Below are 26958 nucleotides of genomic sequence, written 5' to 3' on the forward strand. Positions count from 1 at the left end.
CCGGTCATCAGACCAGCTCGGCGTCCGCCTCCGCCTGGGCGGCCTTCGCCGTCGCGTCCGCGACCTGCTGGTCGAGCTTGTAGCCGACGTTGCGGACGGTCCCGATCAGCGCCTCGTGCTCGATGCCCAGCTTGGCGCGCAACCGCCGCACGTGGACGTCGACGGTGCGGGTGCCGCCGAAGTAGTCGTAGCCCCAGATCTCCTGCAGCAGCTGGGCGCGGGAGAAGACCCGGCCGGGGTGCTGGGCGAGGTACTTGAGGAGCTCGAACTCCTTGTAGGTGAGGTCGAGGGCGCGGCCGCGCAGCTTGGCGGAGTAGCTGTGCTCGTCGATGACGAGCTCACCGGCCTGCGTCACGCCGCCGTCGCCGCCGTCGGCCGGCGTGCTGGCGGCGAGCCTGCGGGCCGTCGCCCACTTCAGTCGGGCGTCGACCTCGGCCGGGCCGGCGGTGTCGAGCAGGACGTCGTCGACGCCCCAGTCGGCCGAGAGCGCGACGAGGCCGCCCTCGGAGAGGACCGCGACGAGCGCGGCGGCCACGCCGGTGGAGGAGAGCAGACCGCACAGGGTGCGCGCCTGGATGAGGTCGTGGCGGGCGTCGACGAGCACGACGTCACCGGAATCGCCGTCCAGGAGGCTCGAGAGCTCGGGGGCGACCACGCGCACCTGGTGGGCCAGCAGCCCCAGAGCGGGCAGCACCTCGGTCGTCGCCTGTCGCGCGGCGGTCATGAGCACGAGTCGCATGTCGTCTCCTCACGGTGCCGTGGGACGACGGCCGCCGTCCCCGGGACCTCCGACGCCGCTGTCGAGGTGAGAGCGAAGGATAGCCGACGAGACCGCCGTTCGGCCCCTGCGCAGCGGATTTCCCACCCGTCCGCTCGTCGCGCGGAGCGCCGGGCCCGCTTCTGCGACGATCCGGGGGTGACGTCCTCGGCGATGCGGTCCGCGCTCCCCGCGCGGGTGCACCACCTCCAGCCGGCACTGCTGACCGTGCTCGCCGTCGCCCTCGTCGCCGGGCTGCCCGAGCTGTGGGGCGACCGCGGCCGGCTGGCCGCGGTCCTCGTGCTCCAGCTCGGTCTCGTGCTCACCTGGGTGGTGGTGACCGGGATCCAGGGGTTCGCCGGTTCGCTCGCCGTGGGTGCAGCGGCAGCGGTGGCGGCCGACCTGGTCCTCGTCCTGCCGGAGAACCCGGAGCTGGGCGACCTCCTCGTCGTCCTCGGGGTCGGCTTCCTGGTGGCCGTCGTGCAGCAGATGTTCCGCCGTCCCCGGGAGGCGCTGGTCGCCTCGCTGGCCGGTGCGGTGCTGCTCCTGACGGCGGTCGCCGCCCTGGCCGCGCTCCTGCTGCTGGGCCGGACGGAGGAGGGGCACGACCGCGCGCTGGTCGCCCTGCTGGCGGTCGGCGTGGCGTTGCTCGTCGGCCACCTGGTCGACCTGGTGCTGCCGCGGCCGTACCTGGCGGCCGGCGTCCCCCGCGGCCTGCTCGGGCTGGTGCTCTCCGTCGTCGCCGGCGCGCTCGTGGCCTACCTGGGCCGCAACCTCGGCGGCACCGCCGGCGCGGTTCCGGCCCTCGTCCTCGGGGCGGCGCTCGCCGGCGTCACCGCCCTCGTCGCGCTCGTCGCCAGCTACGTCGTCGTCGAGGCGACGGCCGACGACGAGCCCGGTCAGCAGCCGTCCCCGCGCCTGGACCCCTCGTTGTCGCCGTGGGCGGTGTCGGTCGTCCAGGCCGTCCTGCCGTTCGCCGCGTGCGCCCCGGTGGCCCTGGCGCTGCAGATGGTGCTGTGAAGGCGCTGCTCGTCGTCCTCGTCGTGGTCGCCGGTCTGCTGTTCGTGGCCGACCGGGTCACCGAGCGCTGGGCCGAGGGGTACGTCGCCGACCAGCTCGTGGAGCAGGCGGGGCTGGCCGCGGCCCCCGAGGTCGACGCCCGGGGCTTCCCGTTCCTGACCCAGGCGGTCGCGGGCCGGTACGACGACGTGCACATCTCGCTCACCGCCGAGCAGCTCGGTCAGCCGGAGGGCACCCGCGCCGACATCGTCCTGCGCGGAGTGCAGGTGCCGCTGTCGAGCGTCTTCTCGGGCAGCGTGCAGGAGGTCCCGGTCGAGCGCATCGACGGCACGGCAACCCTCTCCTACGAGCTCCTGTCGGCGCAGCTCGGCGGCGACACGACGCTGCGCCGGGAGGGGGACGGCCTGCGGATCACCAAGACCGTCGAGGTGCTGGGCCGGACCATCCCGCTCACCGCCGCCGGGACGGTCGCGCTCGACGGGAACGACGTCGTCGTCGACGTGGAGGACGCCTCCGGGGCCGGCGTGGAGGTCCCCGGCTTCCTCGTCGACCGCGTCGCCGACCTGCTCGACCTGCGGTACGCCGTCCCCGCCCTGCCGTTCGGGCTGCAGCTGACCGGCCTGACCGTCGCCGACGACGGCGTCGTGGTGCGCGGCGAGGCGACCGACACGGTCCTGCGCGCCCCGGAATAGTCCACCGGCCCGGTCGGGTTGGTGCGGGGGATGAGCGGGATCGGAGCGGCCGTGCTGGTCGCCGCGCTGGCGGTGACCGCCGTCGCGGCGTGGTGGCTGCGCACGAGGAACGGGACGGTGCGGACGATCGACGAGGTGCCCTCGAGCGGCGTGTTCGAGCGGCTGGGGGCCCGGCCCGCCGGCGCCGACCTCACCGTCGTCCAGTTCTCGACCGCGTTCTGCGGACCCTGCCGCGCGACCAAGGCGCGGCTGCAGCAGCTGCAGGCCACCCGGCCGGGCCTGGCCGTCGTCCAGGTGGACGCCGAGAGCCACCTCGACGAGGTGCGCGAGCTCGACGTCCGCCGCACGCCGACGCTGTTCTACCTGGACCGCGGGGGCCGGGTGATCGGCCGCAGCAGCGGCGCGCCGGCAGCCGCCGAGCTCACCGCACTGGTGGACGCCCATGTCGGGGCGGCCTCGTGATCGGCTACTCTCGCGCCGTGGGCACCCTGCTGACCTCTCGCCGCACAGTTGACCTGTGCCGCGTCGGCAGCTGCCTCTGTCCGACCCCCTGAGGTCGGTTCCGACCGTCCAGACGCGCCCTGCCCGCCGTCCGAAGGTCTTCTCTGCCATGACTGCACCGTCCCCACAGGTCGACGTGCGCGCTCCGCGGTTCGCCGCGGCGCTCACGTCCGCCGTGCTCGCCGTCGCGCTGCTCACCGGCAACGGCTGGGTGGTCGCCGCGCAGGCGGTGGTCTTCGCGATCGGCGCCGCGGCCGGCCTGCGGGTCTCCCCGTACGGCCTCCTCTTCCGGCTGCTCGTCGCGCCCCGGCTCGGTCCGGTGCGCGAGCGGGAGCCGGAGGCGCCGCCACGCTTCGCCCAGGTCGTCGGCCTGGTGTTCGCCGTCGTGGGCGCGGCCGGCTACCTGCTGGGCGCGCCGGTGCTCGGCGCCGTCGCGACCGGCCTGGCGCTGGTGGCGGCCCTGCTCAACGCGGCCACCGGCTTCTGCCTGGGCTGCGAGCTGTACCTGATCGCCCGGCGGGCCCTGCCGGCCACCTCGCCCGCCAGCACCGCCTGACCGTCCGCACACACCCGATCAACGGAGGAACCACCCATGAGCCGCACCGACGTGCTCGTCACCGCCGACTGGGCCGAGGAGAACCTCGGCACCCCCGGCCTCGTCTTCGTCGAGGTCGACGAGGACACCAGCGCCTACGACGGCGGCCACCTCGAGGGTGCCGTCAAGCTGGACTGGAAGAGGGACCTGCAGGACCCGCTGCGCCGCGACTACCTGGACAAGGCCGCCTTCGAGGCGCTGCTGTCCTCCCGCGGGATCAGCAACGACGACACCGTGGTCCTCTACGGCGGCAACAACAACTGGTTCGCCGCCTACGCCTACTGGTACTTCAAGATCTACGGCCACCGCGACGTGAAGCTGATCGACGGCGGCCGCAAGAAGTGGGAGCTCGACGGCCGCCCGCTGTCGAAGGACGTGGTCGAGCGTCCGGCCACGCAGTACACGGCCCAGGACCCCGACCTCTCCATCCGCGCGTTCCGCGACGAGGTCGTGGCCGCGATCGGCACGAAGAACATCGTCGACGTCCGCTCGCCCGACGAGTTCTCCGGCAAGATCCTGGCGCCCGCGCACCTGCCGCAGGAGCAGTCGCAGCGCGCCGGCCACGTGCCGTCGGCGATCAACATCCCGTGGAGCAAGGCGGCCAACGAGGACGGCACCTTCAAGAGCGACGAGGAGCTGGAGAAGCTCTACGCGGAGCAGGGCTTCGACGACTCGCGGGAGACGATCGCCTACTGCCGCATCGGCGAGCGCTCGAGCCACACCTGGTTCGTGCTGCAGGAGCTGCTCGGCAAGAAGAACGTCAAGAACTACGACGGCAGCTGGGTCGAGTACGGCTCGCTCGTCGGCGTCCCGATCGAGAAGTGAGCTGACATGTGCGGAGCCCCGAAGCAGGGCGGTGGCCTGGCCGGCATCGACCTGAGCACGCAGACCGTCATCCAGGGTCAGGTGTGGCACGACGGCGCCCCGGTGGCCGGTGCCTACGTCCGGCTGCTGGACGGGACCGGCGAGTTCACCGCGGAGGTCGTGACCAGCCCCGAGGGTGAGTTCCGGTTCTTCGCCGCGCCCGGCGAGTGGAAGGTCCGTTCCCTGGCCCCCGTGGGCAAGGGCGAGCGGGTCGTCGCCGCCGAGGTCGGCCTGAACGAGACGACGATCGTCGTCGACTGATCGGTCGTGACAGCGCCCCGCCCGGCACCGCCGGGCGGGGCGCAGTCATGTCGTGGGTCGGTCGATGCACGGCGGCACCGCGTTGGGGCCCGCCTCGGGCGGTCGGGGCCGGTCCTCCGGGTAGGGGCGCACCGCGACCACGGCGACGTCGTCCCGGCCCGCGCGCGGCAGGAGGCGGCGCAGCAGGGTGTCCAGGAGCTCGTCCAGCGGCCGGCCGGCCAGGTCGGACAGCGCCTCCTGCAGCGCACGCAGGCCCGCATCCAGGTCCTGGTCCCGCCGCTCGACCAGCCCGTCGGTCACCAGCAGCAGCGTGTGGTGGTCGTGGAGGTCGACCTCGTGGTCGCGGCGGGACGTGTCGGGGTCCACCCCGAGCATCAGGTCCGGCGGCGTCTCGAGCAGGCGGGACGACCCGTCGGGGGCGAGCAGCACCGGGGCGATGTGGCCGGCGCTGCTCCAGCGCAGGACCCGGCGGCCGGCGACGGGGACGTCGGGGTGCCGCTCGACGCGGGCGAGGATCGACGTCGCCAGCGTCGACACGGCCAGGCCGCGCGCGGCGCGGTCGACCCGGGTGAGCGTCGCCGCCGGGGTCTCCTCGTTGTCGTAGGCCAGCGCGCGCACCAGCCCCCGCAGCTGCCCCATGGCGGCGGCGGCGTCGCTGCCGTGGCCCACCACGTCGCCGATGACCAGCACCGTGGCGCCGTCGGGCTGCAGGAACGCGTCGTACCAGTCGCCGCCGACCTGGGCGTCGTCCTCGGCCGGGTGGTAGCGGACGGCGACGTGCAGGTGGTCGGGCTCGGGCGGCGGCGTCAGCAGCGCCCGCTGCAAGCGGTCGGCCAGGGCGCGGGTCGCCACGTTCTCCCGCGACAGGCGCGCCAGCTGGGCTGCCTGCTGCTCGGCCGCACGCCGTAACGTCAGGTCGCGGAAGGAGACGACCACGCCGGTGACCGCGCCCTCCTCCACCGTGGGCACCGCGATCAGCTCCACCGGCACCCCGCTGCCGTCGCTGCGCCAGAAGACCTCGTCGGGGGCCGTCACGGTGCGGCCGGTGGTGATGGCCTGCCACACCGGGCACTCGTGCTTCGGATAGGGGGAGCCGTCCGGACGGCGCCCGTGCAGCAGCGCGTGCTGGTCGTGGCCGAGCTGCTCTCCCTCGCCGTACCCGGTGATGCGGGCCGCCGCGGGGTTGAGGAACTCGACCCGGCCCTGGGCGTCGAGACCGTAGATGCCGTCGGCCACGTGGGCGAGCACCCACTCGTAGCGAGCGACGACCCTCGAGAGCTCGTCCCCGGACGACGGCACGGTGCCTCCTCACGAGCGGCCCGGCGACCGCCACGACCGCCCAGAACGATAGGTGGCGCGCCGCACGTCGCCCGGCCGCCGTCGCCGGACCGGGCGGTGCAGGATGGGCCGGTGCGCGACGAGGCGGGATGGGTGCGGCTGGCCGGCGACCGGCCGCGGCGGACGTCGTCGGCAGCCCTGGTCCTGATCTGGCTGGCCTGGCTCCTGGTCCCACCCCTGGTGGTCTTCGGGGGCGCGATCGGTGCGGCGCCGTTGTTCGGCGAGCAGCCGACAGCAGCAGAGCGGTCCCAGGCGAGCACGCTCTACCTCGTCGCGTCGGCGCTGGCGCTCGGGCTGCCGCTCCTCGGCGTGCTGCTCACCTGGCGCACACGGAAGGTCGCGGCCGCCTGCTTCGCCGCCGCGATGATCGTCGTCGCCGTCCCGGTGGCCGTGCTGCTCGCCGAGGAGTTCCGCGGTGGGTTCAACGGTCCGGCGCCGGACTCCGGGCCGCCGGTCTGCCAGGAGCACAGCGGCGGCGACACCCGCTGTCCGGGCGGCTGACCGAGAGGCCGACGACGCGCCGTGGCAGGAGGTCGTGCGGGCGACGACCGCGGGGGCTCCGGTGACCGGCCCGAACCCGGGTGGCGACCCGCACCTACGGTGGGGGTCATGGTTTCAGCGTGGGTCCTCGCCGCACTGGCGTCGCTCGGCGCGGTCGGCTGCGCCGTCGGTGCCCTCCGGCTGGTGCGGCGGCCGAAGGGTGCGCGGCGGTGAGCGGGGCGACGGAGCTGCCGGTGCCCGACACCGCCGACGTGCGGTCGGGCGCCGAGGTGTCGGAGGAGCTGCTGTCGGTCCTGCCGCTGCTGGGGGAGTGGCACGGCGAGGGGCAGTCGACCGGCGCCGGCGGCGACTTCCGCTTCGGCCAGTGGATCCGGTTCAGCCACGACGGTCGCGGCTTCCTCGCCTACGACGCCCGCTCGTGGCGGCTCACCGACGACGGCGCGATCGTCGGGCCGGGCGTCCGGGAGTCCGGATTCTGGCGACCCCGCGGTCAGGACGACGTCGAGCTGCTCGTGACCAACCCGGAAGGCCTCGTCGAGCTCTACGTCGGCCGGGCGCGGACCACGACGAGCTGGGAGCTCACCACCGACGTCATGGCCCGCACGCCGGACGCGCCGGACGTGAGCCGCGCTGTCCGGCTCTACGGGATCGTCGAGGGCGCCCTCATGTACGCGATCGACCGCGCCGGTCCGGACGAGGCGCCGCGCCCGTGGATGTCCGCCCGACTCGAACGGATCCGATGACCAGCACCGCCCGCACCGTCGCCGACGCCTTCGTCGACGCGGTCTGCGACCTCGACCCGATCACCGCGGCCTCCCTCGGCACGCGCCCGGGCGACGACCGGCTGCCCGACTTCAGCCCGGCCGGCCTGGAGGCCGAGGCCGGGCTGGCCCGCACCACGCTCGCGGAGCTCGACCGGGTCCTCGCGGAGTCGCCCGCGCTGCTCGACGACCCGATCGAGCGGGGCTGCGCCCGGCTGCTGCGCGAGCGCCTGGGCGCCGAGCTGGCCGCGCACGAAGCAGGCGAGGGCTACCGGTCGCTGTCGAACCTGTTCAGCCCGGTCCACGCGGTGCGCCAGGTCTTCCTGATCATGCCGCTCGCGACCGAGGCGGACTGGGCCGTCGTCGCCCGGCGGATGGCCAGCGTCCCCGAGGCCTACGCCGGCTTCCGGGCCTCCCTCGAGGAGGGCGCGCGGCGAGGGCTGTTCGTCGCCCCGCGCCAGGTCCGCACCGTCGTCGGCCAGCTCGACGAGTGGCTCACCGGGCCCTACTTCACGTCGTTCGTCGCCTCCGGCCCCGAGGCGCTGCGTGCTGAGCTCGTGCGCGCCGCGGCTGCCGCCGACGGCGCGGTGGCCGCGATCCGCGACTACCTGCGCGACGAGTACGCCCCCCGGGCGGAGGGGACGCCGGACGCGGTCGGCCGCGAGCGCTACGCCGTCGCCGCCCGCCGGTGGACCGGCTCCGACCTCGGCGCCGGGACCGGGCTCGAGGACGCCTACGCGTGGGGCTGGGCCGAGCACCGGCGCATCCTGGCCGAGCAGCGGCTCGAGGCGGAGAAGATCCTCCCGGGTGCGACCCCGCTCGAGGCCATGCGCTGGCTGACCGCCCACGGCCCGTCGGTCGAAGGCGTCGAGGCGATCCGCGAACGGCTGCAGTCGATGATGGACGAGGCGATCGAGTCCCTCGACGGAACGCACTTCGACCTCGCCGAGCCGGTCCGGCGGGTCGAGGCGATGATCGCGCCCCCCGGCAGCGCCGCGGCGCCGTACTACACCCGGCCGGCGCAGGACTTCTCCCGCCCGGGCCGGACCTGGCTGCCCACCCTGGGCCGGGAGCGCTTCCCGCTCTGGGACCTCGTCTCGATCTGGTACCACGAGGGCGTCCCGGGCCACCACCTCCAGCTGGCCCAGTGGGCCTACGTCTCGGGGCAGCTGTCGACCTACCAGACCTCGCTCGGCTCGGTGAGCGCCAACGTCGAGGGCTGGGCGCTGTACGCCGAGCGGCTGATGGACGAGCTCGGCTACCTGCCCGACCCGGGCACCCGCCTGGGCTACCTCGATGCCCAGCAGCTGCGCGCCGTCCGGGTGGTCATCGACATCGGCATGCACCTGGGGCTGCCGATCCCCGACGACGCCGAGGGGACGCTCGCCGAGCACCGCGGCCGGCCGTGGACGCCGGAGCTGGCGCGCACCTTCCTCGGCGAGCACTCGGGTGCCGACCCGGCGTTCCTCGACAGCGAGCTGGTGCGCTACCTCGGCATCCCGGGCCAGGCGATCAGCTACAAGCTGGGGGAGCGGGCCTGGCTGGAGGGCCGCGCGGCGGCGCAGGCGAACCGGGGCGACGCCTTCGACCTCAAGGCGTGGCACATGGCCGCGTTGTCCCAGGGGTCGCTGGGTCTCGACGACCTCGCCGCGGAGCTCGCCCGGCTCTAGGCGACCGGATCGCCGGGTGCGACGGCGAAGCCCTCGACGTCGTCGCCGGCGAGCACGGCGGCGATGCACGCCGCACTGCCCCCGACGTAGGTGCTGCGCAGGTCGACGTCGGTGACCACGCACCAGGCGCGGTCGCCGGGCCACCAGAGGTTGGCGCTCTGCTCGTGCGGCTCGGGCGCCAGGTTCCGGACGGCGTCACCGACCGCGCCGCGGACCAGGACGACGTCCTGCCCGCCGCGCAGCAGCAGCCGGGGCGGTTCGTCGGGCGAGGGCAGGTCGTAGCCGAAGCCGTCCCAGCGACCGAAGAGGCACTGCTCCGGTGTCGCGGTGTGCCGGGCGAGGACGGCGGCGAGGCGGCCGGCGAGCGGCGCGGGGAGGTGGCCCTCGCTGGGGCCGTCGTCCCAGACGGGTGGCTGGCAGTCGACGGGGCCCCGGGTGAGCGCGTCCCACGGCGCGAGGGGGCCGGCGGCGGTGCCGTTGTGCGCCGCGACCTCGGCCCAGGGCACCTCGACGTCGTCCTGCCCCGCGTAGCGGACCGCGGGGTGGAGGACGCGGGCGCAGGCCTCGAAGACGTCGGGCACCAGCGCAGCGACGGTGCCGGGCTCTCCTCGACGCCGGGCGGAGGAGATCCACACGCCCTGGGCGACGTCGGTCTCGACCGGTAGTCCGCCGAGCTGCACGACCACGAACCTACCCAGGGAACGGACAACCCCCGGGCTGCTCCGCGGCGCTGTCCTCCGGAGAGGGAGCTGCACGCGGGCCGACTGGACAAATGTCGGCGGCCCGGGGGTCGGGTGACTGTCCGGTTCTCGCTCGCCGCCGTACGACGGACGGGCGATCTGCCGTCGCTCAGACGTGAGTCTGAACGGGCGGCCCATCTGGACGGCGGCTAGCGGACAGCCACCTCACGAGTCCTGTAGCTATGCAAAGTTACGGACCACCTCCTCTCTCGTGTACGACGAAAGTACGTCGGGATCAGAGGCTCGGCAACGAGGATTTTCAGCCGTCGGCGGACGGGCCGACCGTGCGTCCCGGCGGCGGCGATCCGCGCCACTCCGGGTCGTGCTCCGCGCGGTCGTCGACGGTGTCCCAGGCGTCGGGGATGCCGTCCTGGTCGACGTCCCGGTGCTCCTCCTCGTACATCTGCTTGTACCGGCGGTTCCGCAGCCGCAGGAGCACCGCCGCGAGCGCGGCGGCGATCAGCGTGCCGCCGAGGATGCCGACCTTCGCGTGGTCGTAGCTCTCGCTCTCCGCGCCGTAGGCGAGCTCGGTGATCAGCAGCGAGACGGTGAAACCCATCCCGCCCAGCAGGGCCAGCCCGATCACGTCGGGCCAGCCCAGGTTCTCGTCGAGCTGCGCGCGGGTGAAGCGCGAGACCAGCCAGGTGGCCCCCGTGATGCCGATCGCCTTGCCGGCCACGAGGCCGACCATGATCCCGATCGCGATGCTGTCGCCCAGGGACTCCCCGAGACCCGACACCCCTCCGATCGCGACCCCGGCGGAGAAGAACGCGAACACCGGGACGGCGACCCCCGCCGACAGCGGCCGGATGCGGTGCTCGAAGTGCTCGGCGAGCCCGGGCCCGGCGTCCGGACCGCCGGCCGCGTCGCTGCGCACCACGGGGACGGTGAATGCGAGCAGGACGCCGGCCACGGTGGCGTGGATGCCGGACTCGTGCATGAAGACCCACGTGAGCGCGGCCAGCGGGAGCAGCAGCCACCACGACCGGACGCGCTTCTGCACCAGGAAGCCGAACAGGGCCAGCGGCAGCAGGGTGAGCCCGAGGAATCCGAGCGAGAGCTCCTCGGTGTAGAAGATCGCGATCACCACGATCGCCAGCAGGTCGTCGACCACGGCGAGGGTGAGCAGGAAGGTCCGCAGGGCACTGGGCAGGTGGGTGCTGATCACCGCCAGGACGGCGAGGGCGAAGGCGATGTCGGTGGCGGACGGGATCGCCCAGCCGCGCAGCGCGCCGTCCTCGCCGCCCAGGTTGAACAGCACGAAGAACAGGGCCGGCACCGCCATGCCGCCGACGGCGGCGGCGATGGGCAGCGCGGCGCGGCGGGGATCGCGCAGGTCGCCCGCGACGAACTCGCGCTTGAGCTCGAGGCCGGCGACGAAGAAGAAGATCGCCAGCAGGCCGTCGGCCGCCCAGGTACCCAGGGAGAGGTCCAGGTGCAGGGACGACGGGCCGACCCGGGTGTCCCGCAGGGTCTCGTAGGCCCCGCTCCACGGCGAGTTCGCCCAGACGAGCGCGATCGCCGCGCCGGCGAGGAGGAGGGCTCCGCCGACCGTCTCCTTGCGGAGCACGGAGGCGATCCGCTGCGCCTCGGGGTAGGAACCCCGGCTCAGCAGGCGGGACTGGGTGGAGGGCACGGGCGGCTCCGGCTTCGATGGGTCGGCGAGGACGTTGCCGACCAGACTTCCCGGCGCACCGGCGACGACACTACCGGGAACTAGGCTTGGCGGGTGGCCGACAGCCGGGACAGCAGCGCTCCGCTCGCCGAGCGGCTGCGCGCGAAGGGCCTGCGGTTGACGGCCCAGCGCCAGCGCGTCCTGGCCGCCGTCACCGCTCTCGAGCACGCGACGCCGGAAGCGATCGGCGCCCGGCTGCGCGAGGAGGCCGGGCCGGGCGGTGCCGCGCCGGACACCTCGACGGTCTACCGGAACCTCGAGCTGCTCGAGCGGCTGGGGCTCGTCTGGCACACCCACCTGGGCAAGGGCGCGCCGGTCTACCACGCGGCCGAGCACCCGCACCTGCACGTGGTCTGCCAGTCGTGCGGCGAGATCGCGTCGGCCGCGCCCGACCTGCTCGACAGCGCCGCGGAACGTCTGGCGGCCGATCTCGGTTTCACCGTGGACGTGGGGCACGTCGCCCTGTCCGGGACGTGCCGAGCGTGCCGCGAACGAACGGAGCCATCGTGAACCCCCTGCTCTCCCGCCCGGGCGCCGTCGTCGTCGAGGGTGGCGCCGTCGCCGCGCACTACGGCGACCCGTTGCGCGAGCAGCGGCTGCTGGCCGAGGGCGCCGGGCTGGTCGACCGCAGCGACCGCGACGTCCTGCAGGTCCCGGGCGCCGACCGGCTCTCCTGGCTGCACAGCATCACCAGCCAGCACTTCGACCGGCTGACCGACGGCGCCGGGAGCGAGGCGCTGGTCCTCTCGCCGAACGGCCACGTCGAGCACCACCTCGCGGTCGCCGAGCTCGACGGCACGACGTGGGTCGACGTCGAGCCCGGCACCGGGGCCGCCCTGGAGGCCTTCCTCCAGAAGATGCGCTTCATGCTGCGCGTCGAGCCCGCCCTGGTGACCGAGGCGTGGGCCGTCCTGAGCCTGGTCGGCCCGGAGGCGGAGAAGGCCCTGGCGGCCGCCGGGCTCCCGGTGCCCGAGGGCGTCGGCGGCGTGGACGGCGGCGGCCTCGTCCGCCGGATGCCCGCCATCGGCGACGGCGGTGCCGCGGTGTTCGACCTGGTGGTGCCGCGTGCCGAGGTCGACGCGGTCGCCGACCGGCTCGGGGTGCCGCTCGCCGGGATCGACGCCTACGAGGCCCTCCGCGTCGAGGCCCGCCGTCCCCGCTTCGGCCTGGACACCGATCACCGCACCATCCCCAACGAGCTGCCCTGGCTGCGCACCGCCGTCCACCTGGACAAGGGGTGCTACCGCGGCCAGGAGACGGTCGCCCGCGTGCACAACCTGGGCCGGCCGCCCCGCCGGCTGGTGCTCCTGCACCTGGACGGCGTCAGCGAGGACCTGGCCGGGCCGGGGACGCCGGTGCTGGCCGGCGCCCGCGAGGTCGGCCGGGTCGGGACCGTCGTCCGCCACCACGAGCTCGGGGTGATCGCCCTCGCGCTGGTGAAGCAGTCGGTCGCGATGGACGCTGCCCTCACCGTCGCCGGCTCGACCGCCGCGATCGACCCCGACGACGCCCCGGCGGCGGCCGACGACACCCTGGTCGCGGCCCGCGAACGCGTCCGGGCGGTCCGGTCTGCGACCATCGGCCGGTGACCTCCAGCACGCTCATCACGGTCGCCCCCACGGGCGCCGAGTCGGCGAAGGCCGACGTCCCGGCGCTGCCGGTCACGGTCGAGGAGGTCGTGGCCGCCGCCCGCGGCTGCGAGGCCGTCGGCGCCGCCGTCGTCCACCTCCACGTGCGGGACACCGACACCCGGCCCACCCTCGACCTCGGCCGGGTGCGCGAGGTCGTGGCGGCGGTGCGCGAGAACACCGACCTGGTGGTCCAGCTGTCCTCCGGCGGTGCGGTGACCGACCCGTTCGACGCGCGGCTCGCCGTCCTCGACGCCGAACCGGACGCCGCGTCGCTGACGCTGGGCACCGTCAACTTCGGCCGCGACGTCTTCGCCAACCCGTGGGACCTGATCGTCGAGCTGCACACCCAGATGCAGCAGCGCGGCATCGTCCCCGAGTACGAGGTCTTCGACCTGGGGCAGCTGGCGACGCTCGCCCGGCTGCTCGACAGGTACGGCCCGCCGCACGGCGGCCACGTGCACGTCGACCTGGTGATGGGCGTGCCCGGGGGGATGCCCGGGACGGCGCAGGCGCTGACGGCGTGCCTGCCGCTGCTGCCGGCCGGGGCGACGTTCGCCGCCACCGGCGTCGGCCGGACGTCGCTGCCGGTGATGCTCGCGGCGCTGTCCGCGGGTGGTCACCTGCGGGTGGGCATGGAGGACACGCTCACCTACGCTCCCGGCGAGCCGGTGCGCGACAACACCCAGTTGGTCGCCCGCGCGGCCGGGCTGGCCCGGATCGCGCAGCGCCCGCCGATGACTACCGAGGACGCCCGAACCTTCCTGGGGATCAAGCCGATGGAGATTGCCCGATGAGTCCCAAGCCCGCCCCCGCCGGCGGTGCCGCCGTCGACGCGCTCCTGGAGCCCGCGTTCCTGGAGAACGCCACGCGGCAGCCGATGTCCGAGGTGCGCCGCCTGCGCCGGGACGCCGAGCAGCAGGAGGTCAACCTCTCCTACACGCGCCGCCTGCTGCAGGGGCGCCTCGACATCGTGCGCCGCGAGCTGCAGCGCCGCGCCGAGCACGACGGCCGCTCGCTGGTCGACCTGCTGCCCGAGATCCTGAGCGAGAAGGGGCGCGGGCCGGCGCACGGCCTGGGCCGGCACCAGACGGTGCAGCCGCAGGCTCCGGAGGAGTACGAGTCCTGGGTCAACTCGCTGACCAAGGGCGTGGACATCTCCGCCATCCAGAGCCTGACCGACGCCAAGCTGGAGAAGGCCGCACGCGCGCTGGCGGATGCGGAGAGCGACCTGTCCGAGCGTCGTCGCGGCGTGCAGCAGGTCATGGACGGGCTGGCTGCCGAGCTCGGCCGCCGGTACCGCGACGGCGAGGCCGACGTCGCCGCCCTGCTGGCCGACGAGGGCCGGCACTGATGAAGGACCCCCTTGCAGGGCAAGGGGGCCGATCCGGAACGGGCTCTGCGCCGTCGTCCCGCTGGCCCGACACGCCCGTCCTCGTCGAGGTCTGGCGCTCGGGCTTCCTGGAGTCGGTGCACCGCGGCTCGCTCGTCGTCCTCGACACCTCCGGGCAGGTGACCTTCGGGGTCGGTGCGGTCGACCGCCCGATCCTGCCGCGCTCGTCGAACAAGCCCGTGCAGGCGACGGCGATGCTGGCGGCCGGCTGGGCGCCGCGGTCGGCGCAGGAGCTGGCGATCGGCGCCGGGTCGCACAACGGCGAGGACGCGCACCGCGACCTGGCGGCGGCCATGCTCGCCTCGGCGGCGCTCGGCCCCGACGACCTCGGGTGCCCCCCGGCGCTGCCGCAGCACGAGGGGACCAGGGCCGACTGGATCGCGACGGGGCGCGCGCCGGAGCGCCTGGCCATGAACTGCTCGGGCAAGCACGCGGCCATGCTGGCGGCCTGCGTGGCAGCGGGCTGGCCGACCGACGGCTACCTGGACCGCGACCACCCCCTCCAGCAGGCCATCGAGGCGCGCCTGGCCGAGGCGGCGGGAGAGCCGGTGACGGCGGTCGTCGTCGACGGGTGCGGGGCTCCTCAGCACGCCTTGTCGGTGACCGGGCTGGCCCGCGGCGTCCTGTCGCTGGTGGAGGCGGCCGCCGGTACGCGGGAGCGGGCTGTCGCCGACGCCATGCGGGCCGAGCCGTGGTTCGTCGCCGGTACCGGGCGCGAGGACACCGAGCTGATGCAGGCGGTGCCCGGGCTGCTGGTCAAGGGCGGGGCCGACGGCGTGCACGTGGCCGCGGTCCCCGGCCGCGGCGCCGTGGCGCTGAAGCTCGACGACGGGGGCGACCGCGGCCGCACCCCGGCTCTCGCGGCGGCGCTGCAGCGGCTCGGGGTGCCGGCCGAGCAGCTCTCCCGGTGGTTGCTGACACCCGTCCCGGGCGGCGACGGCGTGGTCGGCGAGGTCCGGGCGGCGCCCGCACTGATCGGCTGACCTGCGCTTTTGCATGTGACAGGGCTCACGCCCATCTGCTAACAGCTCCGCTTGCAGGAGCTAGCACACCGGCCTAGAGTCGAACCCGTGCAGACGCCCGGTGAGTTCGTCCGCGAGCAGGTGACCACGGTCCGCGAGAAGGTGGACCGGGTCGCCGGCAGCGTGGCCGAGTCGGTCGCGGGATCGGTGGGCGACAAGCCCAGCGTGGCGGCCGTCAGCTCCCAGGTCGGTGAGTTCATCCGCGAGCAGCGCAGCGCTGCCCGGGTGTCCCTGCGCGAGCTGGCCCGCACCGCCGGGGTCAGCAACCCGTACCTGTCCCAGGTGGAGCGGGGGCTTCGCAAGCCGTCAGCGGAGATCCTCGCGTCGATCGCCCGGGGCCTGAAGATCTCCGCCGAATCGCTCTACGAGCAGGCGGGGATCCTCGACCGGCGCTCCGGCAACCCGGACACCGTGGCGGCGATCCGATCGGACGACGCCCTGTCCGAGCGTCACAAGGCGGTCCTGCTCGAGCTGTACGAGACCTACGTGCGCGAACACCGAGCTGCACCGACGACCGCCGCAGCGAAGACCTCTTCCCACCCCACAGACAGCTCTACGAAGGAGTCGGCATGACCCCCACCGAGACCGTGAAGCAGTACGGCGAGACCGTCGTGACCGTGGCCAAGCCGGCCGTCCTGGCCGCCATCGGCGCCGGTGACCTGGCCGTCGAGCGCGCCAGGACCGTCGTGGCCCAGTTCCGCTCGAAGGCCGAGGCGCTCCCGGGCGAGGCCCAGGTCCAGGCCGACCTGGCCGTCAAGGAGGCCCGTACCCGGGCCAACGAGGCCGCCGGCAACGCCCGCACCACGGCCCAGCAGCTCGCCGTCGCCGTCCGTCCCGAGGTGCTCCGCACCACCGTCGCCGGCCTGGTCGAGACCGCCCGCACCCAGGCGCTGGCCACCGTCGAGTCCCTGGCCGCCCACGGCGCCGAGGTCGTCGAGGAGCTGCGCCAGCAGCCCGGCTTCCGCCGGGTCGTGCGTCGTGCCGAGCGCGCCGTCGACACCGTCGAGGACACCCTGGAGGACGTGCTCGAGGAGACGGCCGAGGTCGTCGTCGAGGCCTCCAACGAGGTGACCTCGGTCGCGCAGAAGACCGCCGCCAAGGCGACCAAGGTCGCTGCCAAGGCCGAGAGCACGGTCGAGGACGCCGCCGAGGGCACCAAGGCGACCGCCGAGAAGGCCGTCGAGGCCAAGCCGGTCAAGCCCGCCGCCAAGAAGACGACCGCCGCCCGCAAGGCCCCGGCGAAGTCCACCTCGGCCCGCGTGACCCGCGCCCGCACCGCCAAGCCGGCCGACCCGACCGCGGTGCCCGCCAAGAAGAACTGACGTCCCCCCGACGTCGGACCACCGACCAGGGCCCCGGAGCTGCGTGCAGCGCTCCGGGGCCCTGTCGCGTCCGTGGGCGCTCCCGGGCCCGCGATCCCGGGGATACCGGGCCCCCTGCGGGTAGGCTCGGCCCCATGGCGACGTTCGACGGGCTGGTGCTGCTCGTGCTCTACGTGGGCGCCCAGGCGCTCACGCTGTGGGCATTCGTCGATGCGCTGATCCGTCCCGCGGCCGGTTTCGTGGCCTCCGGCAAGCTGACCAAGCCGGGGTGGGCCGCGATCACCGGCCTCGCGGCGCTGGTCATCTTCTGGCAGCAGAACCCGATGACGCTGTTCGGGCTGCCCGCCGTCATCGCCGCGATCGTCTACCTGGTCGACGTGCGCCCGGCCGTCCGCGGGCTGCCGCGCGGCAACAGCTGGTGACCCGGCCCGCCTCGGCGGGCCGCCCGCTCAGTCGGCGGGGATGAAGAGCCAGAGCAGCAGGTAGGCGATGAACTGCGGGCCGGGGAGCACGCAGGAGATCACGAACGCCAGGCGGAGGCCGTTGCGGGAGAGCCCGTACCGGCGGGCGATGCCGGCGCAGACGCCGCCGATCACCTTGTTGCGGGAGTCCCTGCGCAGCGGGAGGTTCGCGGGCACCGTCATGCCGCCCGACCCTACGGGTGATCGCCGACGCTCGCGGCCGTGCGCCCGGCCGAGCGGCGCCGGCCGCGTCCGGGACGGCGCTCAGCGGCTGAAGACGCCGTCGGGGGGCTCGGGGGAGTCGACGGCGTCGGCGTCGAGGACCGGTTGCGCGCCCTTCGCGAAGCGGTCGAGGTCGGCGCCGTGGACGACACGGGCCGGCATCGGGTCGCGGGCGCACCGGCGGACGTACCCGTCGATCGGCAGCTCGGCGTCGGAGGCGACGGCGACCAGGTTGCCGAAGCGCCGGCCGCGCATCGTCCCGGGCTCGGCGAGCAGGCAGACGGAGCGGAAGACCGAGCGGAGGGTGGCGACCTGGGCGCGGGCGAACCGCAGGGGCGGGCCGTCGGCGACGTTGGCCGTGTAGACGCCGCCCGCTCGCAGCACCCGGTGGGCCTCCGCGGCGAACTCCGCGCTGGTCAGGTGGGCGGGGGTGCGGGCCCCGGCGAAGACGTCGCAGACGACGACGTCGGCGCTGCCGGTGTGCAGCGCGGCCAGACCCACGCGGGCGTCCTCCGCTCGGACCCGGATCCGGGCACCCCGGGGGAGCGGCAGGTGCTCCCGCACGAGGTCGGTGAGCGGCTGGTCGATCTCGACGACGCGCTGCCGGGAGCCCGGGCGGGTGACCGCGACGTAGCGGGGCAGGGTGAGCGCACCGCCGCCGAGGTGCGCGACGTCGATCGGGGCGCCGGGTTCGGCCGCGAGGTCCAGGACGTGACCCATGCGGCGGACGTACTCGAACTCGAGGTGCGACGGATCGTCGAGGTCGACGTGCGACTGCGGGGTGCCGTTCACCAGCAGCATCCACGAGCCGTCGCGGTCGGCGTCGCCGAGCAGCTCGGCCGTCCCGCCCGCCACCTCCGTCGGGCCGGGGGGAGGCCTCACGTCGGCGCGACCGCCGACCACCGCACCGTCACCTCGCCGTGCCGCCACCGCCGCGACGAGCCCACCATCGGCCAGCCCTGCTCGGCCAGCGCCTCGACCGCCGCCGCCCAGCGCTGGCGCGGGCCGAAGGTCGACAGCCCCGCGGCCGCCGCCCACGCCGCGTCGAACGCCCGCAGGAAGTCGTGCACCGGCTGGCCGGGCACGTTGTGGTGGATCAGCGCCTTGGGCAGCCGCTCCGCGAGGTCGGACGGCGTGGCGATGTCCGCGACCCGCGTGGCGAGCGTGAGGGTCAGCGGGCCGTCGGCGTCCAGCGCCACCCACGCCGAGCGACGTCCCCACTCGTCGCAGGTGCCCTCGACGATCAGGCCACCGGGCGCCAGGGCAGCCCGCATCGTGTCCCACGCCCGAGCCGCCGACTCCTCGTCGTACTGGCGGAGCACGTTGAACGCCCGTACGACCACCGGCTGCAGCCCGGCCAGCTCGAAGCCCCCCACGCGGAAGTCCACGCGCGGCGGGTCGCGGTCGGCCTCGACGGCCGTCACCCGCGCGGGGTCGATCTCCAGGCCCACGACCTCCAGGCCGTCGACCTCGGGCCCCAGCCGCTCGACGAGCTCGAGCGTCGTGACGGCGGACGACCCGTAGCCCAGGTCGACGACCAGCGGGCGGGCGGAGTCGCGCAGCCGCGGCACCTGGGTCGCCACCAGCCACCGGTCGACCCGGCGCAGCCGGTTGGCGTTCGTCGTCCCCCGTGTCGGCAGCCCCAGGGCGCGGGCGCGCCCGGCCGCCAGCCGGGGGGCCTTGCGGTGCGGAGCAGGGGACAGCGATGCCCGCTGCTTGTGCCCGCCCCCCGCCTCGCTCACCGGTCCGGAGGGTAGTCCCGGTTAGCGTGGTGCCGTGCAGGTGCGATCCGACGTCCGTCTGGCGGACCTCACCACCCTCGCCGTCGGCGGCCCGATCGCGCGGCTGATCGAGGTCGAGGACGCCGCTGAACTCGTCGCGGCGGTGCGCGCGGCCGACGAGGACGGCACCCCGCTGCTGGTCCTCGGGGGCGGCTCGAACGTGGTCGCGCCGGACGAGGGGTGGCCCGGCGACGTCGTCCTCGTCCGCTCGCGGGGCATCGAGCGCGACGGTGACAGCCTCACCGTCCAGGCCGGGCACGACTGGGACGAGCTGGTGGCCCACACCGTCGAGAACCGGCTGGCCGGCATCGAGGCGCTGTCCGGCATCCCGGGCTCGACCGGCGCCACCCCGATCCAGAACGTGGGCGCCTACGGCCAGGAGGTCGCGCAGACGATCACGGCCGTGCGCGTGTACGACCGGGCGGAGAAGTCGGAGCGCACGCTCACGCCGGCCGACTGCGGCTTCGCCTACCGCGACAGCCGGCTCAAGCGGGACCCGGGCCGGTTCGTCGTCCTCGACGTCACGTTCGCGCTGCAGCCGGGCGCGGGGTCGCGTCCGGTCACCTACGCCGAGCTGGCGCGCACGCTGGGCGTGGAGATCGGGGAACCGGCGCCGCTGGCCGACGTCCGGGAGGCCGTGCTCCGGCTGCGCCGCGGCAAGGGCATGGTCTGGGACCCCGCCGACCCGGACAGCCGCAGCGCCGGCTCGTTCTTCACCAATCCGATCGTGCCCGCGGAGAAGGCGGTCGAGGGCTGCCCCAGCTGGCCGGCCGGCGACGGGCTGGTCAAGCTGAGCGCCGCCTGGCTCGTCCAGCACGGCGGCTTCGGCCGCGGCACGCGCGACGGCCGCGTCGGGACGTCGTCCAAGCACAGTCTCGCCCTCACCACCGAGGACGGCGCCACCGCGGCCGAGCTGCTCGCGTTCGCCGGCCGGGTGGTCGCGACGGTCGAGGAGCGGTTCGGCGTCACGCTCGAGCGCGAGCCCACCGCCGTCCGGCCGCCGACCTCCTAGCTCAGCTCTCCCGCGCGACCTTGTGCTGGGCGGCCTGCGCGAGGGGGCGGACCACCAGCAGGTCGATGTTCACGTGGTTCGGCCGGGTGACCGCCCACGCGATGCAGTCGGCGACGTCCTCGGCCACCAGCGGCTCGCGCACGCCGCGGTAGACGGCGTCGGCCTTGTCCGCCGAGCCCAGCCGGTTGAGCGAGAACTCCTCCGTGCGCACCATCCCCGGCGCGATCTCGATCACCCGCACCGGCTCGCCGTTCAGCTCCAGCCGCAGCGTCTCCGCCAGCGTGTGCACCCCGTGCTTCGCCGCCGTGTACGACGCCCCGCCCTCGTACGAGACGAGCGCCGCCGTCGAGCTGACGAACAGCACGTCTCCTGCCCCGGAGGCGCGCAGCGCCGGGAGCAGGGCCTTGGTCAGGCGCACCGTGCCCAGCACGTTCACCTCGTACGTCCGCGCCCAGGAGTCGAGGTCGGCGTCCGCGACCTGCTGGGCGTCGAAGGCGCCGCCGGCGTTGTTGACCAGCACGTCCACCCGGTCCAGCGCGGCCGCGAACTCCTCGACCGATGCCGGATCGGTCACGTCGAGCGCGACGGCCCTCCCGCCGGTGGACTCAGCGAGCGCCTCCAGCCGGTCCAGTCGCCGGGCGGCCAGGACGACGTCGAAACCCTCGGCGGCCAGCCGGGCGGCGGTCGCCGCACCGATGCCGCTGGACGCACCGGTGACGACGGCGGTGCGCCCCGATCCGGGAAGCGGACGGGCGGGGGAGTGGGACGGCTCGGTACCGGGCATGAAGCCCATCCTGACGTTGTTGCAGGATTGACGAGTCGACAGGGGGCCCGGACGGCCCCGCCACCAGCGGACGAGAGCGGGAGGAACGCCGTGCCCGCTCGCCGCTTCCCCCGCTCCGGCGCGCCCCGGCGCGTGGCCACGCTGTCGGTGCACACCAGCCCGCTCGACCAGCCCGGCGCCGGCGACGCGGGTGGCATGAACGTCTACATCGTCGAGGCCTCGCGCCGCCTCGCCGCCCGCGGCATCGAGGTCGACATCTTCACCCGCGCCACCTCCAGCGACCTCCCCCCGGTGGTCGAGATGAGCCCGGGCGTGACGGTCCGGCACGTCAGCGCCGGCCCGTTCGAGGGCCTGGGCAAGGAGGAGCTCCCCGCCCAGCTGTGCGCCTTCACGGCGGCGGTCCTGCGCGAGGAGGCCCAGCACGAACCGGGCTTCTACGACGTCGTCCACTCCCACTACTGGCTCTCCGGCCAGGTCGGCTGGCTCGCCCGCGACCGCTGGAGCGTCCCGCTCATCCACACCGCGCACACCCTCGCCAAGGTGAAGAACGAGGCCCTCGCCGACGGCGACCGGCCCGAGCCGCGCGCCCGCGTGATCGGCGAGGAGCAGGTCGTCGCGGAGGCCGACCGGCTGATCGCCAACACCGAGGAGGAGGCCCGGCAGCTGGTCCGCCTCTACGACGCCGACCCCGCGCGCACCCTCGTCGTCCCACCCGGGGTCGACCTCGAGCGCTTCTGCCCCGGGGGGCGGGCCGCCGCCCGCCGCGCCGTCGGCATGCCCGAGGACGCGGTCGTGCTGCTGTTCGTGGGTCGCATCCAGCCGCTCAAGGCCCCCGACGTCCTGCTGCACGCCGCCGCGCACCTGCTGCGCGACGAGCCGGCCCTCCGCCGCCGGCTCCGCGTCCACGTCGTCGGCGCGCCGAGCGGCTCGGGGCTCGACGCCCCCGAGCAGCTGCAGAAGCTCGCCGGCGACCTGGGCATCGCCGACGTCGTCACGTTCTTCCCGCCGCAGCCGCCGGAGCGGCTGGCCGACCACTACCGGGCCGCCGACGTCACCGTCGTCCCGAGCCACAACGAGTCCTTCGGGCTCGTCGCGCTCGAGGCCCAGGCCTGCGGCACCCCCGTCGTCGCCGCGGCCGTCGGTGGCCTGCGCACCGCCGTCCGGGACGGCGTCTCGGGTGTTCTCGTCGACGGCCACGACCCGCGCGACTACGCCACCGCCGTCCGTGCCGTGCTGGTCCGCCGCGAGCTGCTGGCGGCAGGCGCCCGCCGGCACGCCGGGCTGTTCTCGTGGGACCGCACCGCCGACGCCCTCGTGGCCGCCTACTCCTCGGCCGCCGAGGAGATGGGCCGTGCGCCCCGCCCGGTGCGCCACTCCGCGATCGGCCCGCTGCGGGCGCTCCCCGGCGTGCAGGTGGCCCGGTGAGCCGCACCGTCGCCGAGCTGGACGCCGTCATCGAGCAGACCCTGCGCGACAGCGAGCTCGTCCACGAGCACCCGGGCCCCGGCAGGTGGCTGGTCGACCTCCCCGGGACCAAGAAGCTCAAGACCGTCTGCGGCCTCATCGTCGGCGAGCACGCCCTCCGCGTGGAGGCCTTCGTCTGCCGCCAGCCGGACGAGAACCGCGAGCAGCTGTGGACCTTCCTGCTGCAGCACAACGCGCGGATGTACGGCGTCGCCTACTCGATCGACGGCGTCGGGGACGTCTACCTGACCGGCCGGCTCCCGCACGCCGCCGTCACCCCCGAGGAGATCGACCGCATCCTCGGCTCGGTCCTCACCTACGCCGACGACCACTTCAACGCCATGCTGGAGATCGGGTTCGGCACCTCGATCCGCCGGGAGTGGGAGTGGCGGGTCAAGCGCGGGGAGTCGCTGCGCAACCTCGAGGCCTTCGCGGCGTTCGCCGACCCCACCCGCCGGGCGTGACCGCGGAGCCATCCTCGCCCGGCTACCCGAGGCGCTGGTGGGTCCTCGCCACCATGACCGTCTGCCTGCTCGTGGTCATCACGGGGAACACGATCCTCAACGTCGCCATCCCCACCGTGCAGCGGGAGCTGGCGGCCACCCAGGGCGAGCTGCAGTGGGCCGTGGACGCCTACATCCTCGTGTTCGCCGGGCTGCTGTTCACCTGGGGCATCGTCGGTGACCGCATCGGCCGCAAGCGCGTCCTGCTCATCGGTCTGACGGTCTTCGCCGTCGGGTCCGTGCTCGCCGCGTTCAGCGACAGCGCGATCGAGCTGATCGCCTGGCGCGCGGTCATGGGCGTCGGCGGCGCCGCGGTCCAGCCCACCACCCTGGCGGTCATCACCAACGTCTTCCCGCCCCGCGAGCGCGGCCGGGCGATCGGCGTCTGGGCCGGCACCGCCGGGATCGGCGTCGCCGGCGGACCGCTCGCCGGCGGGGCGGTGCTGGAGCACTTCTGGTGGGGCTCGGTCTTCCTCGTCGGCGTCCCGGTCGCCCTCCTCGGCATCGTCGCCGTCCTGGCGTTCGTCCCCGAGTCCCGGGACCCCTCGCCCGGACGGCTGGACATCTCGGGGGTGCTGCTGTCGATCCTCGCGCTCGCCGGGGTGGTGTACGGGCTCATCCGGGGCGGCTCCGGCGTGGGCTGGACGACGCCGGGCGTGCTGGTGCCGCTGATCGGCGGGCTCCTGCTCCTGGCGCTCTTCGTCCAGCTCCAGCGGCGGTCGTCGCACCCGGCGCTCGACGTCAGCCTGTTCCGCAACCCGGCCTTCTCCGCCGCCGCAGCCGCGCTCGGGCTGAACTTCTTCGCCCTGCTCGGCGCGACGTTCTACCTCGTCTTCTACCTGCAGGGCGTCCGCGGGTACACGCCTCTGCAGAGCGGCGCCGCGCTCATCCCCGTGGCCGTGGGCATGGCCGTCATGGCGCCGCGCAGCTCCGGCCTGGCCGAACGGTTCGGCGCGAAGGCCGTGTGCGCAGGGGGCTTCGGCCTCATCGCCCTGTCCTTCCTGGGCATCCAGCTGCTGGACCTCACGAGCCCGGTCTGGTTGCTGCTGGTCGTGCTGAGCGTGCAGGGCCTCGGCATGGGCGCGGTGATGGCCCCCGCCACCGAGTCGATCATGTCCGTCGTGCCCCGGGAGAAGGCCGGCGCCGGGGCGGCGGTGAACAACTCCGTCCGCCAGGTCGGAGGCGCCCTGGGCGTCGCCATCCTCGGCTCGGTCCTCGCTGCCTCCTACTCGGCCAACCTCGGCAGCGCGGTCGACGTGCTCCCGGCGGAGGTCCGCGCGGAGGCCAGCCAGTCGATCGTCGCCACGCTCGAGGCTGCCCGGGTGGCCCAGGACGGTGGGGACGCCTACGCCGCGCAGGCCGCGGCCGACCTGGTCGAGCCGGCCCGCGAGGCCTTCGTCTCCGCCATGCACGTGACCGCTGTCTTCACCGCCCTGGCGGCCCTGATCGCAGCGGTGGTCGTCCTCGTGTGGCTCCCGGGACGGCGGAGGAGCGTGGCCCTGGTCACGGACTGACCCCAAGGTGGAACGCACGGTTGACGACACGCCTCGCTCCGCCGACATTGGTCGGCGTGCGCGCCGACCACCCCGTCCCGGTCCAGGGACGGCGGGACCCGTTCGCGCCGCTGCTCGAGAACCCCCTCGCCGCCCTGTTCCGCCAGCACGTGGCCGACGGCGCGGCGACGCACGCGGTCCCGACCGACGGCGCCCCGCTGCCGGTGACCCGCTACTCCGACGGGCGCGAGCGGATCAACCTCGGCACCGGCAACTACCTCGGCCTGGCCGGCGACCCCCGCGTGATCGAGGCGGCCGCGGCCGCCCTCGCGCAGTACGGCACCAGCACGGCCGGCAGCCGGGTCCTCAACGGGACGACGAAGCTGCACCTCGCGCTGGAGGAGGAGCTCGCCGACCACTACGGCACCGAGGCGGCGGTCCTCACCTCGTCCGGCGTGAACGCCAACGTCGCGCTGCTGTCGACGATCTGCGGCTCCGACGACGTGCTGCTCGTCGACGGGCACGTGCACGCCAGCCTGCACGCCGCCGCCGCGGCCAGCCGTGGCACGGCGCTGCGCTGGCGGCACAACGACCTGGACAGCCTCGCCCAGCGGCTGGCGTCGATCGATCCGCGCGCGGGCGCCGTCGTGGTCGTCGACGGCGTCTACTCGATGACCGGCGAGGTCGCCCCGCTGGCCGAGATCACCGAGCTCTGCGCGCGCACCGGCGCCCGCCTGGTCGTCGACGAGGCGCACGGCCTCGGCGTCCTCGGCAAGACCGGCCGGGGTGCCGCCGAGCACCTCGGGGTCCTGTCCCGCGTCGACGCGGTCACCGTGGCGCTGAGCAAGGCGCTGGCGAGCATCGGCGGGGCGATCATGACCTCGCGCGCGGCCGCGGAGGGCATCCGCGCCTCGGCCATGCCGTACGTCTTCAGCGCCGGCAACGACCCGGCGTCGGTCGCGGCCGCCCTCGCCGCGCTGCGGATCCTGCGCGCCGAGCCCGAACGGGTCAGCCGCCTGCAGGACAACTGCGAGCTGCTCCGCCGGGTGCTCGCCGACGAGGGCGCGGCCCCGATCACAGGCGAGGGCGCGGTCATCGCCGTGCCGACCGGGCAGGACGAGGTCACCCAGCTGGCCTGGCGGCTCGCCTTCGACGCCGGCGTCTACACCAACGCCGTCGCCTACCCCGCCGTCCCGCGCGGGCGGGGGGTGCTGCGCCTGACGCTCATGGCCACGCACACCGAGGAGCAGCTGCTGCGGGCCGGCGGCATCATCGCCGAGGCGGTCGCCACCGCCCGGTCCCGGGTCCCCGTCCCCGCCTGAGCGGCATGCCCGCCCGACCGCGGTTAGCGTGGTCGGGGATGGCGGACAGCAGACCCGCACCGGAGCGTCGCGCCCGCGCGCTCATGGGCGTGGTGGCCGCCTCGGCGCTGGTCTACCCGGTGCTCGTCAGCGCCGTGATGCTCGTCCTCGCCCAGCTCCAGCCGGCGCGCGGCTGGGCGGTGGGGCTCTGGTCGGTGGTCGGCGTCCTCTCCAGCGTCGGCGTCGTGGCGGCGGTCCGGTGGGGTGCCGCCCGGCGCGTGCTCAGCCTCTGGCTGCTGCTGGGGCTGGCGCCGCCGGTGCTCTTCGAGCTCTGGCTGGTCTGGCCCCGGCTGGCGGCCTGATCGCCGTCCGGCAGGATGGGCGCGTGACTGGAACTCTGGTGCTGCTCCGCCACGGTGAGAGCGAGTGGAACAAGGCCAACCTCTTCACCGGCTGGGTCGACGTGCCCCTGTCCGAGAAGGGTCGCGGCGAGGCCGCCCGCGGCGGCCAGCTGCTCGCCGAGCACGGGCTGCTGCCCGACGTGCTGCACACCTCGCTGCTGAAGCGGGCGATCAGCACCGCCGAGCTGGCCCTGGGCGAGGCCGACCGCCAGTGGATCCCGGTGCGCCGGTCGTGGCGCCTGAACGAGCGGCACTACGGCGCGCTCCAGGGCAAGGACAAGGCCGCCACCCTCGCCGAGTACGGCGAGGAGCAGTTCATGATCTGGCGCCGGTCCTACGACACCCCGCCGCCGCCGATCGAGGCCGGCAGCGAGTACTCCCAGGACGGCGACGCCCGCTACGCGTTCCTGCCGCCCGAGGCGCGCCCGGCGACCGAGTGCCTGGAGGACGTCGTCGTCCGGATGCTGCCCTACTGGTACGACGCGATCGTGCCGGACCTGCGTGCCGGCCGGACCGTGCTCGTGGCCGCGCACGGCAACAGCCTGCGCGCGCTGGTGAAGCACCTCGACGGCATGGGGGACGACGAGGTCGTCGGCCTCAACATCCCGACCGGCGTCCCGCTGCGCTACGACCTGGACGAGGACCTGCGCCCGGTCGAGACCGGTGGCGAGTACCTCGACCCCGAGGCCGCGGCCGCCGCGATCGAAGCCGTCAAGAACCAGGGCAAGAAATGAAGGACCTGGTCGCCCGCCACGCCTCGCTGTCGCTCGCCGCGGGCCCCTGCGACCAGGCCGTG

32 protein-coding genes are annotated in these 26958 nt (G+C 74.7%); 24 read left to right on the plus strand and 8 right to left on the minus strand.

What is annotated here, in order from left to right:
- Nucleotides 1-7: 7 nt before the first annotated feature.
- Complete coding sequence (locus DCS98_RS08540) at nucleotides 8-739, minus strand: winged helix-turn-helix domain-containing protein (protein ID WP_116450940.1); 732 nt, start codon at nucleotides 737-739, stop codon at nucleotides 8-10.
- Between the two features lie 177 nt (nucleotides 740-916).
- On the opposite strand from DCS98_RS08540, the gene DCS98_RS08545 reads away from it, so the two are divergent.
- From DCS98_RS08545 to DCS98_RS08570, 6 genes are all read left to right on the plus strand, one after another.
- Nucleotides 917-1777: a hypothetical protein gene (locus DCS98_RS08545; protein WP_116450941.1), complete on the plus strand. Its 861-nt coding sequence runs from the start codon at nucleotides 917-919 to the stop codon at nucleotides 1775-1777.
- Nucleotides 1774-2469 carry an LmeA family phospholipid-binding protein gene (locus DCS98_RS08550; RefSeq protein WP_116450942.1) on the plus strand — a complete coding sequence of 232 codons (696 nt, stop codon included), beginning with the start codon at nucleotides 1774-1776 and terminating at the stop codon, nucleotides 2467-2469. The genes DCS98_RS08545 and DCS98_RS08550 overlap by 4 nt, the downstream gene beginning before the upstream one ends.
- Nucleotides 2470-2499: 30 nt before the next feature.
- Entirely contained in the window at nucleotides 2500-2931 is a 432-nt protein-coding gene (locus DCS98_RS08555; RefSeq protein WP_116450943.1) for a TlpA family protein disulfide reductase, read from the plus strand.
- Nucleotides 2932-3079: 148 nt separating this feature from the next.
- The gene (locus DCS98_RS08560; protein WP_116450944.1) at nucleotides 3080-3526 is read left to right on the plus strand and encodes a DUF4395 domain-containing protein; all 447 of its coding nucleotides are present in this window, start codon (nucleotides 3080-3082) and stop codon (nucleotides 3524-3526) included.
- A gap of 36 nt (nucleotides 3527-3562) precedes the next feature.
- Nucleotides 3563-4390, plus strand: a complete 828-nt coding sequence (locus DCS98_RS08565; protein ID WP_116450945.1) for a sulfurtransferase — start codon at nucleotides 3563-3565, stop codon at nucleotides 4388-4390.
- 6 nt (nucleotides 4391-4396) lie between these two features.
- Nucleotides 4397-4690: a DUF1416 domain-containing protein gene (locus DCS98_RS08570; RefSeq protein WP_116450946.1), complete on the plus strand. Its 294-nt coding sequence runs from the start codon at nucleotides 4397-4399 to the stop codon at nucleotides 4688-4690.
- 45 nt (nucleotides 4691-4735) lie between these two features.
- On the opposite strand, the gene DCS98_RS08575 is transcribed toward DCS98_RS08570, so the two are convergent.
- The gene (locus DCS98_RS08575) at nucleotides 4736-5989 is read right to left on the minus strand and encodes a PP2C family protein-serine/threonine phosphatase (RefSeq protein WP_116450947.1); all 1254 of its coding nucleotides are present in this window, start codon (nucleotides 5987-5989) and stop codon (nucleotides 4736-4738) included.
- Between the two features lie 111 nt (nucleotides 5990-6100).
- On the opposite strand from DCS98_RS08575, the gene DCS98_RS08580 reads away from it, so the two are divergent.
- The 3 genes from DCS98_RS08580 to DCS98_RS08590 all read left to right on the plus strand — a co-directional run bounded on the left by DCS98_RS08580 (nucleotide 6101) and on the right by DCS98_RS08590 (nucleotide 8960).
- Nucleotides 6101-6529 carry a hypothetical protein gene (locus DCS98_RS08580; protein WP_116450948.1) on the plus strand — a complete coding sequence of 143 codons (429 nt, stop codon included), beginning with the start codon at nucleotides 6101-6103 and terminating at the stop codon, nucleotides 6527-6529.
- A 209-nt stretch (nucleotides 6530-6738) separates the two neighbouring features.
- Nucleotides 6739-7272, plus strand: coding sequence for a heme-binding beta-barrel domain-containing protein (locus DCS98_RS08585; protein WP_116450949.1), 534 nt, complete (start codon nucleotides 6739-6741; stop codon nucleotides 7270-7272).
- Nucleotides 7269-8960: a DUF885 domain-containing protein gene (locus DCS98_RS08590; RefSeq protein WP_116450950.1), complete on the plus strand. Its 1692-nt coding sequence runs from the start codon at nucleotides 7269-7271 to the stop codon at nucleotides 8958-8960. Before DCS98_RS08585 ends, DCS98_RS08590 begins: the two co-directional genes overlap by 4 nt.
- Here the strand turns inward: DCS98_RS08590 and DCS98_RS08595 are convergent.
- Complete coding sequence (locus DCS98_RS08595; protein WP_241037377.1) at nucleotides 8957-9640, minus strand: hypothetical protein; 684 nt, start codon at nucleotides 9638-9640, stop codon at nucleotides 8957-8959. The two genes, DCS98_RS08590 and DCS98_RS08595, sit on opposite strands and share 4 nt — an antisense overlap.
- Nucleotides 9641-9959: 319 nt before the next feature.
- Nucleotides 9960-11336: a Na+/H+ antiporter NhaA gene (gene nhaA / locus DCS98_RS08600; protein ID WP_116450952.1), complete on the minus strand. Its 1377-nt coding sequence runs from the start codon at nucleotides 11334-11336 to the stop codon at nucleotides 9960-9962.
- Between the two features lie 93 nt (nucleotides 11337-11429).
- Here nhaA and DCS98_RS08605 point away from each other — a divergent pair, with 93 nt between their 5' ends.
- The 8 genes from DCS98_RS08605 to DCS98_RS08640 all read left to right on the plus strand — a co-directional run bounded on the left by DCS98_RS08605 (nucleotide 11430) and on the right by DCS98_RS08640 (nucleotide 17162).
- Nucleotides 11430-11885, plus strand: coding sequence for a Fur family transcriptional regulator (locus DCS98_RS08605; protein ID WP_116450953.1), 456 nt, complete (start codon nucleotides 11430-11432; stop codon nucleotides 11883-11885).
- The gene (gene ygfZ / locus DCS98_RS08610; protein ID WP_241037379.1) at nucleotides 11882-12964 is read left to right on the plus strand and encodes a CAF17-like 4Fe-4S cluster assembly/insertion protein YgfZ; all 1083 of its coding nucleotides are present in this window, start codon (nucleotides 11882-11884) and stop codon (nucleotides 12962-12964) included. Before DCS98_RS08605 ends, ygfZ begins: the two co-directional genes overlap by 4 nt.
- The gene (locus DCS98_RS08615; protein ID WP_116450954.1) at nucleotides 12961-13800 is read left to right on the plus strand and encodes a beta-keto acid cleavage family enzyme; all 840 of its coding nucleotides are present in this window, start codon (nucleotides 12961-12963) and stop codon (nucleotides 13798-13800) included. The genes ygfZ and DCS98_RS08615 overlap by 4 nt, the downstream gene beginning before the upstream one ends.
- The gene (locus DCS98_RS08620; protein WP_116450955.1) at nucleotides 13797-14357 is read left to right on the plus strand and encodes an RsiG family protein; all 561 of its coding nucleotides are present in this window, start codon (nucleotides 13797-13799) and stop codon (nucleotides 14355-14357) included. Before DCS98_RS08615 ends, DCS98_RS08620 begins: the two co-directional genes overlap by 4 nt.
- A complete protein-coding gene (locus DCS98_RS08625; RefSeq protein ID WP_116450956.1) occupies nucleotides 14357-15379 on the plus strand; it encodes an asparaginase in 1023 nt (340 codons plus the stop codon). The genes DCS98_RS08620 and DCS98_RS08625 overlap by 1 nt, the downstream gene beginning before the upstream one ends.
- Nucleotides 15380-15466: 87 nt before the next feature.
- Nucleotides 15467-15991: a helix-turn-helix domain-containing protein gene (locus tag DCS98_RS08630; protein WP_116450957.1), complete on the plus strand. Its 525-nt coding sequence runs from the start codon at nucleotides 15467-15469 to the stop codon at nucleotides 15989-15991.
- Nucleotides 15988-16740: a hypothetical protein gene (locus DCS98_RS08635; RefSeq protein WP_116450958.1), complete on the plus strand. Its 753-nt coding sequence runs from the start codon at nucleotides 15988-15990 to the stop codon at nucleotides 16738-16740. Before DCS98_RS08630 ends, DCS98_RS08635 begins: the two co-directional genes overlap by 4 nt.
- 134 nt (nucleotides 16741-16874) lie before the next feature.
- Nucleotides 16875-17162: a DUF2516 family protein gene (locus DCS98_RS08640; protein ID WP_116450959.1), complete on the plus strand. Its 288-nt coding sequence runs from the start codon at nucleotides 16875-16877 to the stop codon at nucleotides 17160-17162.
- A gap of 27 nt (nucleotides 17163-17189) precedes the next feature.
- Here the strand turns inward: DCS98_RS08640 and DCS98_RS08645 are convergent, their stop codons facing one another.
- The 3 genes from DCS98_RS08645 to DCS98_RS08655 form a co-directional block, all read right to left on the minus strand.
- On the minus strand, nucleotides 17190-17384 hold the full coding sequence (locus DCS98_RS08645; RefSeq protein ID WP_116450960.1) for a PspC domain-containing protein: 195 nt from the start codon (nucleotides 17382-17384) through the stop codon (nucleotides 17190-17192).
- Between the two features lie 81 nt (nucleotides 17385-17465).
- Entirely contained in the window at nucleotides 17466-18305 is an 840-nt protein-coding gene (locus DCS98_RS08650; protein WP_116451135.1) for a spermidine synthase, read from the minus strand.
- Nucleotides 18302-19165: a class I SAM-dependent methyltransferase gene (locus tag DCS98_RS08655; RefSeq protein WP_116450961.1), complete on the minus strand. Its 864-nt coding sequence runs from the start codon at nucleotides 19163-19165 to the stop codon at nucleotides 18302-18304. Before DCS98_RS08655 ends, DCS98_RS08650 begins: the two co-directional genes overlap by 4 nt.
- Before the next feature lie 34 nt (nucleotides 19166-19199).
- Here DCS98_RS08655 and DCS98_RS08660 point away from each other — a divergent pair, with 34 nt between their 5' ends.
- Nucleotides 19200-20216 carry a UDP-N-acetylmuramate dehydrogenase gene (locus tag DCS98_RS08660; protein WP_116450962.1) on the plus strand — a complete coding sequence of 339 codons (1017 nt, stop codon included), beginning with the start codon at nucleotides 19200-19202 and terminating at the stop codon, nucleotides 20214-20216.
- Nucleotide 20217: 1 nt separating this feature from the next.
- On the opposite strand, the gene DCS98_RS08665 is transcribed toward DCS98_RS08660, so the two are convergent.
- The gene (locus DCS98_RS08665) at nucleotides 20218-21000 is read right to left on the minus strand and encodes an SDR family oxidoreductase (protein WP_116451136.1); all 783 of its coding nucleotides are present in this window, start codon (nucleotides 20998-21000) and stop codon (nucleotides 20218-20220) included.
- 90 nt (nucleotides 21001-21090) lie between these two features.
- On the opposite strand from DCS98_RS08665, the gene mshA reads away from it, so the two are divergent.
- From mshA to DCS98_RS08695, 6 genes are read left to right on the plus strand one after another with little or no spacing between them, the layout of a single operon-like run.
- Nucleotides 21091-22425 (plus strand): D-inositol-3-phosphate glycosyltransferase, encoded by a 1335-nt coding sequence (gene mshA, locus DCS98_RS08670; protein ID WP_116450963.1) that lies wholly within the window; start codon nucleotides 21091-21093, stop codon nucleotides 22423-22425.
- A complete protein-coding gene (locus tag DCS98_RS08675; protein WP_116450964.1) occupies nucleotides 22422-22928 on the plus strand; it encodes a type III secretion system chaperone family protein in 507 nt (168 codons plus the stop codon). Before mshA ends, DCS98_RS08675 begins: the two co-directional genes overlap by 4 nt.
- Nucleotides 22925-24481 carry an MFS transporter gene (locus DCS98_RS08680; RefSeq protein ID WP_241037383.1) on the plus strand — a complete coding sequence of 519 codons (1557 nt, stop codon included), beginning with the start codon at nucleotides 22925-22927 and terminating at the stop codon, nucleotides 24479-24481. Before DCS98_RS08675 ends, DCS98_RS08680 begins: the two co-directional genes overlap by 4 nt.
- Nucleotides 24482-24537: 56 nt before the next feature.
- Nucleotides 24538-25782 (plus strand): aminotransferase class I/II-fold pyridoxal phosphate-dependent enzyme, encoded by a 1245-nt coding sequence (locus tag DCS98_RS08685; RefSeq protein ID WP_164704469.1) that lies wholly within the window; start codon nucleotides 24538-24540, stop codon nucleotides 25780-25782.
- Between the two features lie 38 nt (nucleotides 25783-25820).
- Nucleotides 25821-26123, plus strand: coding sequence for a hypothetical protein (locus DCS98_RS08690; protein ID WP_164704470.1), 303 nt, complete (start codon nucleotides 25821-25823; stop codon nucleotides 26121-26123).
- 23 nt (nucleotides 26124-26146) lie between these two features.
- Nucleotides 26147-26896, plus strand: coding sequence for a phosphoglyceromutase (locus tag DCS98_RS08695; protein ID WP_116450967.1), 750 nt, complete (start codon nucleotides 26147-26149; stop codon nucleotides 26894-26896).
- The last annotated feature ends 62 nt before the right edge of the window (nucleotides 26897-26958 follow it).

The sequence above is a fragment of the Blastococcus litoris genome (genome assembly GCF_003075095.1).
Classification (GTDB): Bacteria; Actinomycetota; Actinomycetes; order Mycobacteriales; family Geodermatophilaceae; genus Blastococcus_B; species Blastococcus_B litoris.

Excerpts from the sequence above, each read along its gene's own strand:
- DCS98_RS08665 (WP_116451136.1), bottom strand. The coding sequence starts at position 21,000 with ATGCCCGGTACCGAGCCGTCCCACTCCCCCGCCCGTCCGCTTCCCGGA.
- DCS98_RS08565 (WP_116450945.1), top strand. The coding sequence starts at position 3,563 with ATGAGCCGCACCGACGTGCTCGTCACCGCCGACTGGGCCGAGGAGAAC.
- DCS98_RS08555 (WP_116450943.1), top strand. The coding sequence starts at position 2,500 with ATGAGCGGGATCGGAGCGGCCGTGCTGGTCGCCGCGCTGGCGGTGACC.
- DCS98_RS08645 (WP_116450960.1), bottom strand. The coding sequence starts at position 17,384 with ATGACGGTGCCCGCGAACCTCCCGCTGCGCAGGGACTCCCGCAACAAG.
- DCS98_RS08625 (WP_116450956.1), top strand. The coding sequence starts at position 14,357 with ATGAAGGACCCCCTTGCAGGGCAAGGGGGCCGATCCGGAACGGGCTCT.
- DCS98_RS08620 (WP_116450955.1), top strand. The coding sequence starts at position 13,797 with ATGAGTCCCAAGCCCGCCCCCGCCGGCGGTGCCGCCGTCGACGCGCTC.
- DCS98_RS08560 (WP_116450944.1), top strand. The coding sequence starts at position 3,080 with ATGACTGCACCGTCCCCACAGGTCGACGTGCGCGCTCCGCGGTTCGCC.
- DCS98_RS08590 (WP_116450950.1), top strand. The coding sequence starts at position 7,269 with ATGACCAGCACCGCCCGCACCGTCGCCGACGCCTTCGTCGACGCGGTC.
- DCS98_RS08570 (WP_116450946.1), top strand. The coding sequence starts at position 4,397 with ATGTGCGGAGCCCCGAAGCAGGGCGGTGGCCTGGCCGGCATCGACCTG.
- DCS98_RS08540 (WP_116450940.1), bottom strand. The coding sequence starts at position 739 with ATGCGACTCGTGCTCATGACCGCCGCGCGACAGGCGACGACCGAGGTG.
- DCS98_RS08640 (WP_116450959.1), top strand. The coding sequence starts at position 16,875 with ATGGCGACGTTCGACGGGCTGGTGCTGCTCGTGCTCTACGTGGGCGCC.
- DCS98_RS08635 (WP_116450958.1), top strand. The coding sequence starts at position 15,988 with ATGACCCCCACCGAGACCGTGAAGCAGTACGGCGAGACCGTCGTGACC.
- DCS98_RS08690 (WP_164704470.1), top strand. The coding sequence starts at position 25,821 with ATGGCGGACAGCAGACCCGCACCGGAGCGTCGCGCCCGCGCGCTCATG.